This window comes from Acinetobacter sp. NIPH1876, from assembly GCF_022808535.1.
Lineage (GTDB): Bacteria > Pseudomonadota > Gammaproteobacteria > Pseudomonadales > Moraxellaceae > Acinetobacter > Acinetobacter higginsii.
Genome location: NZ_JALGBR010000009.1, coordinates 20,571 through 34,312, shown reverse-complemented (window position 1 = coordinate 34,312; position 13,742 = coordinate 20,571). Strand labels below are relative to the sequence as shown.

Below are 13,742 nucleotides of genomic sequence, written 5' to 3'. Positions count from 1 at the left end.
AACACTACAGATTATGGAATTTGGCTTTGCTCTAAACTCAGTAAAATCTGCTTCTTATCCAAACCACCCGCAAAACCCACCAAAGCCCCACTCGAACCAATCACCCGATGACACGGCGCAATAATCGAAATCGGATTCTTACCATTGGCTGCCCCAACCGCACGAACCGCTTTTTCATTCCCTAACTGAATAGCAATGTCTTTATAACTGCGTGTTTCCCCATAAGGAATGCTCAATAAAGCCTGCCAGACTTGTTGCTGAAATGCAGTACCTTGGAAATCAAGTGGTAAATCAAACTGCTGACGTTGCCCTACAAAATATTGTTCTAATTGTTGTTTGACACGATGCAGCATTGGATGCTGGCGATCTTCAATCAGCTCAGAAAGCCGCACCCGTTTATGGTCTTCATTGTCCCACATCACGGCGACAAGTGCCTGATCATGAGCAACCAGTTTTAATGCACCCACAGGAGAATCCATGTACATATACACCAGTTGCATCACGCTCTCCTCAATCATTAATTTGATGATAACTTCATCAACACAAGACCTGAAACGATTAATACCGCTGCGATCATGCGCATAGCCGTCATCGGTTCATTCAAGATCAAAATGCCGACAACAAATGATCCAATCGCACCAATTCCCGTCCAGATGGTATAGGCCGTCCCAAGTGGTAAAGTCCGCATCGACATCGAAAGTAATACCACACTTAAAATCATGAAAACAATGGTCACGATACTTGGCGTTAACTTGGTAAATCCTTCAGACATCTTCATAGAATATGCCCAAATAACTTCAAAAATACCTGCCAAAATTAAAATTGCCCATGCCATTTTATTACGCTCAACTTTATCGAGTGTCGGGTCGTCCCAACGTGATTTTTTCGAGGGAGGTCGTCCTCCTAGGTGCAGTAGTGTACTGTGGAATTTTTAAATATGTGATTTGTTCTGTATCTATATTGACTAAGCTTTTGAAAAAATGAAGCTCTTTATTTAATTCGACTACTGCCAGACAATTTGATCGACCCGCATCAACTCACACGCGCCATTACCCGTATCTTCTCGAGATAAAGAGCTTTTCCAACGCCAACCATCTTTGGCCTGAATCTCAATCAGCGAGCCTTTTAAATACACCAAATCATCTTGTTTAATTTTTTTCATTTGTGTTGCAATTGCGGCATTGGCGGGGACGAGATGCATATTGGCACTGTGTGTTGCAATCTGACGCAGTGGAATGGGTGGCTCATGATCGATAGACCAACGATACCAACGGTTACTTTGGGAAATATCAATCTGTTTATACACCTGAGGGTTGGCCATTTCACCCCAACCTACGGCAATATCCATAGGAGAAAACTCAGCTTCACGCCCCAAGTTATAGTCTTCTCTGGAAAGCACACGGAAGGAACCCTCATAATTTTCTAATGCCACAACTTGTACACCTTGCTGAGTCGTAATCTGACTGATATCAGGTGTAGGCTTAATCCATTTTGTCCACAGCATCCAGCCGAGTGCAATCACTAGCAAGCCATACATCCATCTCGGCATGTTATTGATCCTGTTTATTGCCTAAAGCTTTTATCCATTGCTTAAATCGTGTTAAAGCAGTTGAAAAGAACTGTTGAATCAGGCTTAAGACATTTTCATCTTGCTGCTGATCTTTATTCTGAGCGACTTGTGGTTTAGAGGTCGCCAGTTCCATCGGTTCATAATGCGGCATGGTTTGCTGTAATTCTGCACCAAGATTCAAGCGCTGTAATGCGGCAGTCACCTCAGCAATCGGGTCCTGATGATAGAGGGCTAAATGGCGTGCTTCTAAATCAATACAGTGTTCAATGAGTTGATCTGAAAAAGGCAGTAATGCTTTTCTTACGCGCTGTGCTTCTACTGGGCTGCACATATGGGGAATATAATAAAAACTCACATGCATACTGCCATCGGCAGGAATCAACTCAAGCTGAGAAGCCGACACACGTTGAGATTTTTCTCTCAAGTTAGTCGACGCGTTTAGTTTATCTATTATTGGATTGTCTTGTTGTTCTAAAGCCATTTATGCACCATGAATGACTCAAAAAAGATACTGTCAGTATAAACCAACAGTATCTCGAAAAAATGACATTTTAAACAAAATATCAGAACTTTAGCGACAGACCAGCACCATAGACCCAACCGGTTTTGGAGTCACTGGCAGTTTGCCAGTTGGTTTCCTTACGCCCTTTGCTATAACCATAGCCAACATCGATAAAAGGCATCACTCGATTCTTGACGATTTCATAGCGGGTTTTAACCCCCACTTCAGCATCGGCAAGACCTGTTTTAGCAGCATACTTGGATTCATCTCGCAGTACCCATTCCATTTCCAGATATGGTTGCAGGATCAACTTTTGAGTCAGCAACAAATCTCGTTCTGTTTCCAACACAAAGCGCCATTGTTGGTCTTGTCCGACATACAGATGTGCATCGGTTTCGAAGAAATACTGCGCCATGCCGTGAAAACCGACAACACCCTCAAATTGTTCCTTATCCACCTCACGCTCAGGGTTATAGCGATAATTTACCCCAGCCTGTACATCCCAGAAATCTGCAATATTCCGACTGTATAGCGCAGCCAGACTTTGCTCCGATTTTTCTGACTCGGCCTTGGCATAGTCCGCAATGATGAATAATTTATTTTCATCAGTTCCCACCCAAGTTTTTAACTTGGATTTGAGCGTGCCCTGCCCATCTTCATCAAGTAGCCATTGCGTATCTAACTGCGTCGACTGATAAATCTGTCCGCCATGTTCCTTATAATGGTCAGCATGCCCATCTTGATTCTGTATCTGAGAGGAAATACTTGGGCTTTGATGCTGTGAATGGTCCATCGGCATGGATGCATTCATTGTCATGTTCTGCTGTGCCGACATATCCATTTGCATCGAGTGATCATGTCCTTCATGTGCATAGGTCAATGCACTGAAAGAAGAGACAATGCCACCAATCGCCAATAATTGTGTATAACGTTTCATCTTAGAAGATTGCTTAGTGATGTGCATGGCTCGCTCCTTGAGATGATTGAACTGGTGTTGTTTGTGCTGCTTTGCTGTCATCCACATTGGCGACAATTAACTTACTCATCATGCCCGCACTCATGTGATACAACAGATGACAATGGATCGCCCATTCACCGATTTCATCCGCAGTCAATAAAGCCGTAACGGTCTTACCCGGTGGTACGACCAGAGTATGTTTATTTGGCATATCTTGAGGTGCCTGACCATTTTCCAGCTGCATAAACATGCCATGTAAATGCATCGGATGCGCCATCATACTGTCATTGACAAATTTGAGTCGGATACGCTCACCATAACGCACGGTTAAAGGCTTGAAGTCAGGATCGCTAAATTTCTTGCCATCAATGGTCCAGATATAACGCTCCATGGTTCCACCCAAACGAATTACCACTTCACGTTCTGCTGGACGGCTATAGCTTTCAGGTTGTGGCTTTAAAGATTGCAAATCTGCATAACTTAACGCTTTATGACCTGCTGGCGTTGCTGCATTGGCCCAACCCTGCACGGTATCCGTGTTTGAAGTGTCCGTAGTGGCAGTTGATTGATGCTGGCTATGGTCCATATTGCTCATATCCATTTGAGCATGTGCACTGTGATCCATAGTGGACTGCGAAGTTGTTGCAGTCTTCGCCATGTCTTGCGGCATCTGGTGCTGACTATGATCCATATCCGCCATATTCATTTGAGCATGTGCACTGTGATCCATAGCAGGCTGCGAAGTCGTTGCAGTCTTCGCCATATCTTGCGGCATCTGGTGCTGGCTATGATCCATATCCGCCATATTCATTTGGCCATGTGCACTGTGATCCATAGCGGGCTGTGAAGTTGTTGCAGTCTTCGCCTTATCTTGCGGCATCTGATGCTGGCTATGATCCATCTTGCCCATATCCATTTGACCATGTGCACCATGATCCATCCCCATATCTTCCATGGTTAATAAGGCACGTGGACGCGCTTTAGGAATCTGAACCTTTTGGGTATTGGGCGTCATGCTATTGTGCAGTGAGCCAATAGCAAAGCCAGTACGGTCAATCGACTCTGCTTCAATCTGATAATGGGCTTGTTTAGGCTCAACCAATACATCATAAGTTTCGGCTGTTCCAATACGGAATTCATCCACAGGAACAGGTTTCACGGGCTGGCCATCGGCACTGACCACCGTCATTTTTAAGTTGGGAATACGTACATCAAAGAAAGACATTGCTGAAGCATTGATAAAACGTAAACGTACTTTTTCACCCGCGTTAAAAGCACCAGTCCAGTTTTGTTGTGGTGTCTGACCATTGACCAAGAAGGTGTAGCCATCTACATCGCCCATGTCGGTTTTGGCCATACGCATCTGATTCCATGCGGAACGGTCTTGCCAGGTGGCTTTTAAACCCTGCGTTTTAACTTGTTTCCAGACATCACCCAGTGTTTCACGATGATTTTGGTAGTATTCAGCAGATTTTTTCAAATTCGCCATGATCTTGTCACTTTCCGTTTCATGGAAATCCGACAACATCACCACATAATCACGTTCAGCTTTTTCATGGGCAGCAACAGGTTGCTTGCCTTTTGGATAAATCACCAACGCGCCATACAAACCATCTTGTTCCTGCCCTTTGCTATGTGCGTGATACCAATAGGTGCCGTTTTGACGTACTTTGAAGCGGTATTCAAAACTGCCATTCGGCTTAATCCCTTGGAAACCATTAAAACCTGGTACACCATCCATCAATCCAGGTAACAGCAATCCATGCCAATGCAAAGAGGTATCTTGATTTTTGAGTTGGTTATGCACATGAATGACCGCTTCATCACCCTCTTCAAACTCTAAGAGCGGGGCGATAAATTTACCGTTTACGGTAATGCGTTTGACGGGCTTGCCAGTGACATTCACCATCCCTTCATTAATGTTCAGATGATATTCTTTAATTGCAGCCAAAGTATAAGGCGCAAACAATAGGCTTAAGCTAGCGACAACACCAGCATATAGTTTTGAAGACATGATAATTTCCTAATCTGTTAGCTTTTCAAATTGCTCTGTTCATGAATAGAAAGAGCCGAGTAAAGACAGATCAGGCTTTAGGAGGGCGTAAAATCTCTTGCCAATAACCAGCAAGATGTCGAGCTTGATAGTCCGTATTGGTACGTGTGCTGAGCTCTAAAAATGGTGAAGATGCTAAACTTGGGCTGTTTTGATCTAATCCCAGATTTATGCTTTGACAATGTGAGGTACTATTGCAGTCCAGACAATGTTGATCGCTATGCATGTTCCCATCATGGCACTGTGCTGAACTCAGTGAGTCACTTTTCGAATTTGGCATCTGATGATGTTGATCCATCATTTGCTGATCGTGACACGCCATGCTTGGCATAACCGTTGAAGTATTTTGATCGGATTGAATCGCTTGTACAGCAGCAACAGCCACGCCACTTCCCCCGATGAAAAATATCATCAGGAATACAAACCACAGGCGTTTGTATCGCTTAAGAAGTTGCACTTATGTTCCTTATTCCAATCATCAAAAAAATAACTTAATCTGCCTAGGATAATTTCTTTTGCAGTTATGCACAATCATCTTTGTGTTTGAATTTCGATCATCCCACCCAAACCTCGCTCCAAACTGCTGCTTTATCAAGCTAAACAGCACATCAATAAGTATGAGCAAAAATAAAGCAAAATGAATAAGTTAATGCACAAAAAAAGGACAGAAAACTGTCCTTTTTTCATCATTTTGTTGCCAATATAAACAACTGAAATCATTTTGTTTATTTTAACAACATTTTATCCACCTGGTTATCAACACGGTTATCCACCGAGTTATAAACAAAGTTATCCACAAGACTATGTGAATAATAGAATGAAAATACTAAACTTCTTTTGCACCAACTTGTGCCAACTCTGCACGCATTTGATCAATCACGGTTTTATAGTCTGGCTGACCAAAAATTGCTGAGCCTGCAACAAACATATCTGCACCAGCTTCTGCGATTTCACGAATATTGGCCGGTCCTACGCCGCCATCTACTTCTAAACGAATATCACGACCACTGGCATCAATAATTTTGCGTGCTTGACGAAGCTTTTCCAAAGTCATTGGAATAAATTTCTGCCCACCAAAGCCTGGGTTTACACTCATCAACAAAATTTGGTCAACTTTATCCAATACATAATCAAGATAGTGCAATGGCGTTGCTGGGTTGAACACCAAGCCTGCTTTGGCGCCACCGGCCTTAATCAACTGTAATGAGCGATCAATATGATCCGTTGCTTCTGGGTGGAAGGTAATAATATCTGCACCGGCTTCTAAGAAATCACCGATCATACGATCAACAGGTGAAACCATGAGATGCACATCAATCGGCGCTTTGATGCCATAGTTTTTCAGTGCCTTACATACCCCTGCACCAAAAGTCAGGTTAGGTACATAGTGGTTGTCCATCACATCAAAATGTACAACGTCTGCGCCCGCAGCTAGAACTTTCTCTACGTCTTCACCTAAACGTGCAAAATCAGCAGATAAAATCGAAGGCGCAATTAAATAAGGCTTGGACATGGACGACCTGGCAAACTCTAAGAAAATAATGCAAGGATTATAGCAAATTTAGCGAACTTAAGTCTGTTACAAAGTCATTATTAGGACATTGCAAACTTGCAACAACGCGTTGCATCTGAACTATTTTTATCTTTTCTCAGCTTTGCTATGGTATGGAGTGAAATAAGAGGATGTCTAAAACATGAACAGTACGACTCAAATCACAACCACTGAAGGAAAACGAATCAGTAAGCGCTTACTGAACCATTGGAAACATAAGTTTGAAGTCTTAGAAACCGAAACCCATTCAAAAATTTTTATGCCGACTGCTACGGTGACACTTACACCACAGGAACAACATTTGGCTGTACTGATTGAAAATCAACAAGAAGATGTAGCGCGTCTAGAACAGGTGGTACTGGATCATTTAAACCGGATGGCGCAACAGGAATTCGTTGCTGAATGGCAGCATAGTTAAAAAATAAAAAGTGTTAAATCAGCGGGCAGATCCGTATTTCAACTCAATCTGTCCGCTTAAAATTAAAAATAGTATTTTGTTTTGGATATCATGTATGCCTTAAATAGGGAAAGCATATGAATAAGAAATTTTCATCCGTCATGTTAATGACGGCAATCATCAGCCTAACGACCATCGGTTGTAGTAAAAAACCAGAAAAACAAGAGTCAGCCGAGACAAGTGCCCCGACTCCAGAACATCAATCAGCTGAAGCACAAACAAAAACCGATAGCTTCAATATCGATCAAATTCCGATTTCGAATGTTGAACTTGGAGATTTTCCATTTATTCAACTCCCTAAAGGCTATCATTTTGCTCATCAATCCACTGAAAAATTCGCTCAAATGGAGTTTTGGGTCGGAGACAAACTTGAGAAAGTTGAGGGTCAGCTTTTCAATGGACGGATCGATGCGGAAGAAAATAACAAACAAGCCTCCTTCTTGGAGCTACAGCGTAATTTGGATGCGGTTATTAGCAGCCTAGGCGGCAAAAAAATTACAGACAGTAAAATTCCGACAGAACTCAGCACCCAACTTTCAGAAAAATATGGTGTAGCTTATGTGGATGGATTAGGTGATATTTATAACAATCCAACGCAAAGCTATGTGATTCATCAAAATCATCGAGATATCTGGTTTCAAATCACTCAAAGTGGACTATCAGCGGGTTTATTGGTCTTAGAAACCCGACCTATAGAAATCACCGCACAAGCCCTATCGGCAAATCAGTTAAAAGCAGCTTTAGATCAAAATAATAAAGTTGATATACAGATTAACTTTGAAACAGATAAAGCAACACTATTAGCAAACTCAGATGAACAAATCACCCAAATACTGAACTTATTAAAAAGTGATGATGCGCTAAAACTTGAAATTAATGGCTATACCGATAACTCAGGCGAGTCCGCACATAATTTAAAACTCTCTCAAGCAAGAGCACAAACTGTTGTCAAAGCATTGACCGATGCAGGGATTGATCCATCTCGTTTAAAGGCGCAAGGCTTTGGCGATACCAAACCGGTTTCAAGTAACGAGAGTGAAGAAGGTAAAGCAAAAAACAGAAGAGTCGAATTAGTAAAATTATAATGCTCTAACAAATTAGGGGCTGCTGGCATTTTCAGCTATGCCTTATGTTATAGGCTCAAACAACAGCCCCTAAGCAGAACCTTTCGGTTGTTAATTTTTTTCTAATTGAATCGCATGGAACTGTAAATGATCATCGATAAAACTTTGAATGAAGTAATAGCCGTGATCATAGCCTTGGTGTTGACGTAAAGTCAGGTGTTGCCCTGCATCCAGACAAGCTTGCTTAAACTTTTCAGGGTTCAATTGCGCATAGAACTGATCATCCAAACCTTGATCAATTAAAATTTCATCAAATACACTGCCCTTTTGCTGAACCAAAGCCGTCGCATCATGTGCGAGCCATTGTTGTTGATCAGGACCCAAATATTGGGTGAATGCCTTTTCACCCCAAGGACAAATACTTGGTGCACAAATTGGCGCAAACGCCGAAACCGATTTAAATTGCTCTGGGTATTTAAAGGCCAAGGTTAGAGCGCCATGTCCACCCATTGAATGCCCGAAAATACCGATTTGGTTTTCGATCACAGGCAATTCTTGCAAGACATGTGCATACAGTTCATCTACTAGATAGGACTCCATCTGATAATGCGCAGCCCAAGGCTGTTGCGTTGCATTGAGATAAAAGCCAGCACCCTGACCAATATCCCAGTGATCACCTTGAGCCACATCATCTCCACGTGGAGAAGTATCAGGCGTAATCAAAATCAGACTTAATCGAGCAGCCATTCGTTGCGCATGTGCTTTGATGGCAAAGGTTTCTTCAGTACAGGTCAGCCCTGCAAGATAAAACAAAGCTGAACAAGGCTTCCCCGCTAAAGCAGCAGGAGGCATATATACACCCACCTTACTGCTTCCCTTTAAATGTTGAGATTCCAGCTGATAAATACGTTGCTCACCCTCAAAACAGCGGTTTTTTTGCAGTAGCTGCATGTTCATCATCCTGTGTTTTGGTTATATCTGTCGAAGCGATATTCTGAGTTGGAAATAAATAGGGCTCAAGCTGTGGCAGCATCAGTTCCATATTGCGTCCAATCGCCCACTGGGGTTCAGAAGGTTCTACGCCCTGTGCAATTTCCCATTTAGTCACGGTTTGTTTGGCTTGCTCAAATGCAGTTTTCATTGAATATTGTTCGCGCATCGCCAAATCAAAGAACGCTCGACCAAAATAAGTATAATCCGCTTCATTATTACAGCCAAACGAGGTTTTATCTGCGGCAGACGCCGTAATAATTAAAGTATCGGGTGACTGTAATGCAGGAATAAAACTACCTGAATAACAGGCTGAAATCACGATCACACGCCAGCGAATCCCCGATTTATCCAATGTTTCTCTTAACCATTTAGGATCAACTTGGTCTAAATTTAAGGGTGCATTTTCAATTTCAAAATGATTACGCTCACCATGCGAGGTCATATACAGAAACAAGACATCACTATCCCGATTCATCTGCTGACCAATACGGCGTAAAGCCAATTCCATACTGGTTTTAGAGGCAATCGGGACCTCTAAACGTGTCGCAGGATTATTAATCAGCATAATCGAGCGCCCAAAGGTTCCAAAACGCGTATCGAACTGTTCTCTTATTCGCTCAATTTCAGATTTAAACACATCCACATAGCTATCACCGGCCACCCCCATAAAATACCAATGGCTTTTGGCGATATCACCATATTGAATTTGATCCAGCGCTTTATCTAACAAATGACTTTGTGCATAAAAAGCATCTTCAGCGAAGCTTGGTGGGGTTTCTTCCACTTTCCAAATCGGCTGATCTTTCACTGAAAGCTGCCAAACCACCATAGTGGCAATGGTTGCGACAAAAACCAAGGCACGTTCCCACCACGGCCAATTCAAGGCACGTGAAAAAACCCAGATCACAGCCAAACTTTGCCAAACAAACAGTCCAACAAATAAGGGGGGGCAGGAAGCCGTTATAAATACTGTCAGGAATAAAATTGAGATAGCCGTTCGAGCCCAAATACTGAATGATGCATTGCAACAGTAGAATATTGGTATCCAGCACCAACCATAACAAGGCAGGTACCAGCATCAGACGTGGCTGGTTCATGCGTTGCGAAAGGAATATACCAACAATGAGAGCAATGAAAGGCCAAAGTGCATAACCAATTAGACCTTGGGAGTTAAACTCTCCCACTTGGCCTGCGACTAACCAGCTATATAAAGAGTTGGTACATCCTCCGAGAATTCCCCAAATAATCAGTTGGGTAATCGAGGGATGAACGATCTGTAAGGAACGACGAGACCCGAGGAACAACCACATTCCAGCAATTTGGTTACTTTTAAAATCATGCCAAATATTAATAGAGGGTTTAAGGTCTATCATAAAATTCTTCGGGAGTTTCTCTTTTCAAGCCTAAACTGAAAATATGCCATTCTAATCATTGAATGGACAGTACTTTTCCTAAAAAACGCGATGCGCGACTGTAGTGTAAGCTCGACAAGAATTTTTTAGCAATCATGCTTTTGCACTATATCACAAATCTTTACCGAGCATTGACGCAAGCCAAACAATCATTCAATTCTGATTCAAATTTGACCTTTTGGAAAATAGGCATCAAAACGGCAGGCATCACCGAGCCATTGATGATCAGGGGCTTGATCTGCCAGATAAACTGCGTGACGTGGACGCTTCACAATAACACGTTTGGCAATCTGTTGAGCCAAATGCAGTAGCTGATCACCTAAATCCATCTCGCCATCTTCAGGCAACAACATATGCAACAATTGCATTTGTTTTTTGACTTGTGCCTGTTTTTTGACTGCTTGTTGATTCTGATCACGCTGTGGGAACATTGGATCTAAATACACCACATCCACCTGCTCGCCTTGCTGACCTAATTGCTGTAAATAGGTATTGGAATCTGCATAAATTAGCTCAATTCGCTGCATAGAGCTTTGCAAAAATGGATCTTGCTCAGCGTTGGCTTTGCTATATTCCAATAGCATAAACAGAATCGGATGGCGCTCAACTAAACGAACATTCGCCCCCAGATGGGCCATCAATAAACTGTCATGCCCTAAACCTGCGGTGGCATCAATTAAGGTTGGCTTTTCACCCAACTGACAGGCTCTGGCAATCATTTCTGATTTCAGGCTGGCTCTTTTCAGACGAGGAATTTCAGCACGCCAATCAGGCTGCATTTTCATGCCATTGGCAGCGAGACTGAGCCCATCCTCATCCAAAATCAATGCCATGTCAGGATTCAAACGTAAAAAACGTGCATTAATTTTTTCAACCACCTGCCCGTTGAGCTGCACATTTAGTTCAGCCAAACGAGTTTGCAGTTGTTGAAACGGTTGTTCATATTCCGCTGGATACCAACATCGCATTTGCATTACCAATGCACCCAACCTGTCCACCATGTTGCAAGAATAAACAAGCCAAAGATAATGCGATAGTACGCAAATGCGGTGAAGTCATGTTTAGAGACATAGCGAATCAAAGCGCGAATCACCACCAAAGCCGAAACAAAGGCAACAATGATTCCTACGCCTAGCACAGCCATATCATTGCTATGCAACTCATGACGCATCTTGTACATATCTAGTAAGCCTGCACCCATCAGCACTGGAATCCCTAAAAAGAAGGAAAACTCTGCCGCAGCTTTACGTGATACGCCTAAGAATAATGAGCCAATAATGGTCGAGCCTGAACGAGACGTTCCTGGAATCAAAGCCAGACACTGAATCAAACCAATTAAAGTCGCTTGTTTAAAACTCAGATCATCCACTTCTTGAGTGACGATCTGATGTGGACGGCGTTCCGCCCATAAAATAATAAAACCACCGACAATCAAGGCGATCGCAACGGTAATCGCATTAAATAAATAAGCTTTAACCACATCGCCGAAGGTCAAACCAATAATCACAATTGGAATTGAGGCAATGATCAGATTCAGGCTTAAACGGCGGCCTTGCTCTTGCCCTGTTAATGCACCAATCAGTGCACCCCACAATTTACCCCAATATTCATAGATCACGGCCGCAATTGCACCAATCTGTACAGCCACCGCAAACATATCCCTTTTTTCAACAGTCCAGAAATCCAACAGCTGACCTGTTAAAATCAAATGTCCTGTACTTGAAATCGGTAGAAATTCGGTAATCCCTTCCACCAACCCCATAATTGCTGCTTTAAATAGCAATAAAAGATCCATAATTAACCTTAGTTCGCTTTACCTTGTTCGGGAATTTTTTTCCAAGCATCATCACGTAAATACACAGGCAGCGCATATTCAGCATCGACCCATTTTTGTTGTGCCGCATACACGCGTGCAATCGTTGCAATGTCCTGCGCCGTTGCCTTAATGTTGACATTTGACGTGTGCTGATTGGAAGCCGCTTCTGAGTCTATGTCAGTTGGCTTAATTAATTCTGAACCCGAACCGATCGCTGTAAATTGACAATACGCTGTGGCCTGCTCATAACTTAACAATTTCTCATCATCAATGGCCTGCATCATGCCCTGCTCATCTAGACTAAAATTGGCAATATAGACTTCTTGCATACGCGCATCGAGAACAGCTGTCACCTGCTCTAAACCATTGAGACGATAAGCCGCCTGCGCCAAAGCCTGTAAACTTGAAACAGGAATAACAGGTAAATCTTGCGACCACGCTAAGGCCTGTGCTACCGCCGCATTGATGCGTACACCACTGAATGATCCTGGACCACGACTAAATGCGATCGCAGTTAAGTCAGCCAATTGCGTATCCGTTTGCAACAGGGCTTGTTCCGTTAAAGGTAAAATGGTTTGAGTTTGTGCCTTGGTTCGCTCATCCAATTGAAAATAGAGTTCTTGAGTATCATCAATTAATGAAACAGAACACTGCTCATTTGCAGTTTCCAATGCAAGCAACTTCATGCAAAAACCTTAGAGAAAAAGAGATAAAAAACGTCGAGTATCATACTCCACTCAAACGCGATAGGCGAGTTATTGTCTTTTTATCACCATAAAAAAGCCAAGCATAAACTTGGCTGATTACACTGAAATGATTAAAACTGGAACGGCGCTAAATCTAAGAAATTTTTATAATGTTCGGCATAATGCAAGGCACTTAAACGCAATCGGGCAGCGCCCTGCTCATCCAGCGTTTTCACTACTTTACCCGGTGATCCCATCACGACTGAATTATCAGGAATCACTTTCCCTTCAGGAATCAGTGCATTGGCTCCAATAATACAATTCTTGCCAATCACTGCATTGTTAAGGATTACAGCATTCATGCCAATTAAGGAATTATCACCAATCGTACAACCGTGCAGCATCACCTTATGCCCAATCGTGACATATTCCCCCACATTCAATTCGATGCCTGCATCAGTATGTAATACTGCATTTTCCTGAATATTGGAAAAATTGCCAATTCTTATCACACAATTATCGGCACGAACCACAGCGCCAAACCAAATACTCACCTGACGACCCAATTCTGCTTGACCAATTACTGTTGCTGTTGGAGCAACCCAGCCATCCCAAGGTTCATGTAACGCTTTTGGGCTCAATCCCTGATAGGTATACATCATGATTAATAACTCTTAAA

Annotated in this window: 15 protein-coding genes and 1 pseudogene; 2 read left to right on the top strand and 14 right to left on the bottom strand. The window is 42.7% G+C overall.

All coding sequences use genetic code 11. The features are described 5' to 3' along the window. Nucleotides 1-11 precede the first annotated feature (11 nt). The 8 genes from MN869_RS10890 to rpe all read right to left on the bottom strand — a co-directional run bounded on the left by MN869_RS10890 (nt 12) and on the right by rpe (nt 6,596). Nucleotides 12-500 (bottom strand): methylated-DNA--[protein]-cysteine S-methyltransferase, encoded by a 489-nt coding sequence (locus MN869_RS10890; RefSeq protein WP_033133470.1) that lies wholly within the window; start codon nt 498-500, stop codon nt 12-14. 17 nt (nt 501-517) lie between these two features. After that, on the bottom strand, nt 518-835 hold the full coding sequence (locus MN869_RS10885; RefSeq protein ID WP_004655532.1) for a multidrug efflux SMR transporter: 318 nt from the start codon (nt 833-835) through the stop codon (nt 518-520). A gap of 168 nt (nt 836-1,003) precedes the next feature. Further along, entirely contained in the window at nt 1,004-1,549 is a 546-nt protein-coding gene (locus tag MN869_RS10880; RefSeq protein WP_033133469.1) for a hypothetical protein, read from the bottom strand. 1 nt (nt 1,550) lies between these two features. Beyond that, nucleotides 1,551-2,051, bottom strand: a complete 501-nt coding sequence (locus MN869_RS10875) for a hypothetical protein (RefSeq protein ID WP_033133468.1) — start codon at nt 2,049-2,051, stop codon at nt 1,551-1,553. A gap of 82 nt (nt 2,052-2,133) precedes the next feature. Beyond that, nucleotides 2,134-3,036 carry a copper resistance protein B gene (locus tag MN869_RS10870; RefSeq protein WP_033133467.1) on the bottom strand — a complete coding sequence of 301 codons (903 nt, stop codon included), beginning with the start codon at nt 3,034-3,036 and terminating at the stop codon, nt 2,134-2,136. Next, entirely contained in the window at nt 3,023-5,044 is a 2,022-nt protein-coding gene (locus MN869_RS10865) for a multicopper oxidase domain-containing protein (RefSeq protein WP_033133466.1), read from the bottom strand. The genes MN869_RS10870 and MN869_RS10865 overlap by 14 nt, the downstream gene beginning before the upstream one ends. A 70-nt stretch (nt 5,045-5,114) precedes the next feature. Next, nucleotides 5,115-5,540, bottom strand: a complete 426-nt coding sequence (locus tag MN869_RS10860; protein ID WP_033133465.1) for a hypothetical protein — start codon at nt 5,538-5,540, stop codon at nt 5,115-5,117. A 369-nt stretch (nt 5,541-5,909) separates the two neighbouring features. Beyond that, the gene (gene rpe / locus MN869_RS10855) at nt 5,910-6,596 is read right to left on the bottom strand and encodes a ribulose-phosphate 3-epimerase (RefSeq protein ID WP_004804570.1); all 687 of its coding nucleotides are present in this window, start codon (nt 6,594-6,596) and stop codon (nt 5,910-5,912) included. A gap of 181 nt (nt 6,597-6,777) precedes the next feature. On the opposite strand from rpe, the gene MN869_RS10850 reads away from it, so the two are divergent. Beyond that, on the top strand, nt 6,778-7,053 hold the full coding sequence (locus MN869_RS10850) for a DUF2218 domain-containing protein (protein WP_004655547.1): 276 nt from the start codon (nt 6,778-6,780) through the stop codon (nt 7,051-7,053). A 116-nt stretch (nt 7,054-7,169) separates the two neighbouring features. Continuing rightward, nucleotides 7,170-8,177, top strand: coding sequence for an OmpA family protein (locus MN869_RS10845; protein ID WP_033133464.1), 1,008 nt, complete (start codon nt 7,170-7,172; stop codon nt 8,175-8,177). Between the two features lie 90 nt (nt 8,178-8,267). On the opposite strand, the gene fghA is transcribed toward MN869_RS10845, so the two are convergent. From fghA to MN869_RS10815, 6 genes and pseudogenes are all read right to left on the bottom strand, one after another. Further along, nucleotides 8,268-9,107: an S-formylglutathione hydrolase gene (gene fghA / locus MN869_RS10840; protein ID WP_033133463.1), complete on the bottom strand. Its 840-nt coding sequence runs from the start codon at nt 9,105-9,107 to the stop codon at nt 8,268-8,270. After that, nucleotides 9,076-10,522, bottom strand: a pseudogene (locus MN869_RS10835) (C13 family peptidase). The gene fghA and the pseudogene MN869_RS10835 overlap by 32 nt, the downstream one beginning before the upstream one ends. Nucleotides 10,523-10,725: 203 nt before the next feature. After that, a complete protein-coding gene (locus tag MN869_RS10830) occupies nt 10,726-11,535 on the bottom strand; it encodes a class I SAM-dependent methyltransferase (protein WP_033133461.1) in 810 nt (269 codons plus the stop codon). After that, nucleotides 11,535-12,356: an undecaprenyl-diphosphate phosphatase gene (locus MN869_RS10825; RefSeq protein ID WP_004655558.1), complete on the bottom strand. Its 822-nt coding sequence runs from the start codon at nt 12,354-12,356 to the stop codon at nt 11,535-11,537. Before MN869_RS10825 ends, MN869_RS10830 begins: the two co-directional genes overlap by 1 nt. An 8-nt stretch (nt 12,357-12,364) precedes the next feature. Continuing rightward, the gene (gene tsaB, locus MN869_RS10820) at nt 12,365-13,063 is read right to left on the bottom strand and encodes a tRNA (adenosine(37)-N6)-threonylcarbamoyltransferase complex dimerization subunit type 1 TsaB (protein WP_005205726.1); all 699 of its coding nucleotides are present in this window, start codon (nt 13,061-13,063) and stop codon (nt 12,365-12,367) included. Nucleotides 13,064-13,194: 131 nt separating this feature from the next. Further along, nucleotides 13,195-13,722, bottom strand: coding sequence for a gamma carbonic anhydrase family protein (locus MN869_RS10815; RefSeq protein WP_162180581.1), 528 nt, complete (start codon nt 13,720-13,722; stop codon nt 13,195-13,197). Nucleotides 13,723-13,742: the final 20 nt, after the last annotated feature.